General features: G+C 43.7%; 2 protein-coding genes and 2 pseudogenes. 1 reads left to right on the forward strand and 3 read right to left on the reverse strand.

Annotated elements, in window-relative coordinates; translation table 11 throughout:
- A pseudogene (locus IM515_RS04620) lies at window positions 1–144 on the reverse strand (magnesium-protoporphyrin IX monomethyl ester (oxidative) cyclase); the annotation flags it as partial.
- Window positions 145–353: 209 nt separating this feature from the next.
- The gene (locus IM515_RS04625; RefSeq protein ID WP_287628119.1) at window positions 354–2,318 is read right to left on the reverse strand and encodes a M48 family metalloprotease; all 1,965 of its coding nucleotides are present in this window, start codon (window positions 2,316–2,318) and stop codon (window positions 354–356) included.
- Between the two features lie 72 nt (window positions 2,319–2,390).
- On the opposite strand from IM515_RS04625, the gene IM515_RS04630 reads away from it, so the two are divergent.
- Complete coding sequence (locus tag IM515_RS04630; protein ID WP_287697887.1) at window positions 2,391–2,603, forward strand: hypothetical protein; 213 nt, start codon at window positions 2,391–2,393, stop codon at window positions 2,601–2,603.
- Between the two features lie 28 nt (window positions 2,604–2,631).
- On the opposite strand, the pseudogene IM515_RS04635 reads toward IM515_RS04630, so the two are convergent.
- A pseudogene (locus tag IM515_RS04635) lies at window positions 2,632–2,853 on the reverse strand (magnesium-protoporphyrin IX monomethyl ester (oxidative) cyclase); the annotation flags it as partial.

The raw sequence follows: 2,853 nt of genomic DNA on the forward strand, positions 1-2,853 counted from the left end.
AATGGTGGGAAAAGCGCGAGCGGAGGTATTATTAGTCTGACGAATTACTTCTTGGTCAAAAGCGATCGCATCCATTCCTAAAGCATCATAAAAGTCTGAGCGTTCCCGTACAGTTAAACTATGGGTAGCAAAGACGGAAAGATGAACGTAGGTTGGGTTGAAGCATGAAACCCAACGCCCGCTCATGTTACGCTACTGCTAACCCATCCTACAAATAATTTTGCCTCCCTACTTATTAATAGTTTTCGGGGTGTGAGACTAGAGAATTTTAGGGATTGCCGCTCAAAAATTGGCTATTATCCCAGCAAGTACCTAAAACTAGAAAGGGGATGAAGTGGCAGTTTTTCCCATTCTTAAAATGTGACTGAGATAATTAAACCGGAGACTAATAAGCAAAAACCGCTAACCAAAGACCAAAAACGGGGATAACCCCGAATATTTCCGCCAGAGTGATTTATTTGACTCCATTCGAGACGAGGAGATAAATCGCGACGAAACCAACCGAGAATCCGTACTGATGTATTATTTATTGCTGCCATGGGGGGGTTAGTAGTCCTGATTTTATGCCAAAAACCAAAACGATAGTTAGGAGCGAGGGGAATTATGCCGGTGCTATCTTTAAGAAAGAAATTCTTTCCTTGAGCAATTAACTCACCGCGTAGTCGGACGGGGATAGCTGGGAGGGGATGACTGTAAGGATTATCGGTTAAAGAAAAAATATCGCTGAAACTAGCATTTTTGAGACGAGGATAACTAGCTAATCGATTGATAATTATACCCAAACCCCCACCGACTAAAATTAGCCCCAATGCAGCCCAAGAGCTAAATTTCAGACCAAGAAACCCAGCAATGACAACCCCAATAATAAAGCCTAGTCCCCAAGCATAATATAAACATAGTCGCAGAAAAAAGTTTTGATAGAGTTTCTTGCGATCTAATTCTATTTCTTGCCGTAATATTTCCCCCAGACTAAATTCTATATCTAAATCCATCTGTCCGGCATAGTTGGCTAAAGCGCCAATCCTTTTACCAGTCAGGGGATGATTAGATTGCAACTCTAACCATTTTGCCCAAGGATTATATATATCCCAGAGAAAACTCTGTCCGATCCGGCGAGACTCCAATGCGATACCATAAACGTTACCGGCAATGATCGCATCCTGCTCCTGGGCAATATTTAATACATTTATACTTAATGACAGGGGACTGGACTGGGCATTTTCTTGGACTAAACCAAAGGCAATTTTTACTAAAGCACGGGCCAAAGCATTGGGATTACCAGTAACTTGGGCAGCAAAATGATCGGCGAAGTATTCTCTAGTACGAGACAGATAAAGACTGCAAAAAACAAGAATTTGCCTAAAAATGGTGATAATTAGTGAGAGAAGGCCTAGAAAAACTGTGTCTTGAAAATTATTATCTTGATTTTGGGCAAAAGAATCGAGATAACAGCTTAAATGAGCGAAACTAGCACAGATAGTCATCAGGGCAAAGTCTCCCTGCCAAATATGGCCTAATTCATGAGCATATACCGTCGCTAGTTCCTCATCGTCGAGATAGGTAAATAAACCTCTGCTAACTACTAAGCTAGCATTACCCCGTCGAGAGCCATAGGTAAAAGCGAGGGGCTGTCCATCTTCGATAATGCCTAGTTTTGGCGGTTTTAACCCTTTTTCTCGGCATATACGCCCAATTACTGCCGCCGATTCGGGGCTATCCCGTTTAATTTCCGCTAAGGACACCCAACGCACTCGATAAAGACGTTTTTGTGTCCAATCAATTAGATTCGGGGCGATAAAAAGGATGAGTCCGCCTAAGAAACCGGTCAAGAGCAAGGCAATAATTACACCCGTCCCCGCAGGGATGAGGAGCAAACGGGTAGTGACAAAAAACAGACCAGAGATAATAACATAAAAAGCCGTAATTGTCAATAGTTTAGCAAAAATAAGTCTATTTTCGGGGATAGTCCGGGATAACCGGACGCTTACCTGTGCAGATCGTGCTGCCTTGGGCAGCGATCGAGATTTGACCCCATTAGTGGTAATACCGATGGTTTTTTGTTCAGCACCAAAGATTGTCAGTAATCGTTTGGCCCACTGACTAACTTCCTGATCAAGATGATTTTCTAGTTCCAGAGCTAAGGCGATCGCTTGTTGCCGTTGATGATTGCCGCGATAGGCCCGAGCAAGGGCCATTTTAGCTTGAACATATGAGGGAGAATAAAAATTAGCTGACTGTTGACAATATTCTTCCAGTAATTCTACAGCCCTTGGGTAATCCTTTAGCCGCAGACACTTTAATCCTTCTTCCAGTGACATAGATATACCTTAGCTGTTTATCTATCTTTATAGATACCCAGAATCGCAGCAAAGATTAAAGGAGTTGGGGAAGTGGGGGTCTGGGGTGTGGGGAAGTGGGGAAGTGGGGTGAGGGGAAGTGGGGAAGTGGGGAAGTGGGGAAGAGGGGAAGGGGGGAAGTGGGGAAGTGGGGTGTGGGGTGTGGGGTGTGGGGTGTGGGGTGTGGGGAGAATAAATAAAACTAATCTCCTATCTCCTGTCTCGGAGTCTCGGAGTCTCGGAGTCTCGGAGTCTCCCGATAACTGATAACTGATAACTGATAACTGATAACTGATTAAAGTACCATTTCTCTGGTGGCTTCTGCATCTATGGGTTTAATCAGATACAATCGCAATAGGTCCCCGAAGATACCTAACTGTAAGGGTAGCTTACGCATTGTTTTTAGCCATTGGGGAGCGCTACTTTCATCGATCGCTTTTAATTGTAAATTACGTTCGGCACAACGGTTTAAACGGGGGAAAAATTGGGGATGATCCACATTTAAAATGGTGGGAAA

Source organism: Microcystis sp. M44BS1, assembly GCF_020244875.1.
In the GTDB taxonomy this organism is placed as follows: domain Bacteria; phylum Cyanobacteriota; class Cyanobacteriia; order Cyanobacteriales; family Microcystaceae; genus Microcystis; species Microcystis panniformis.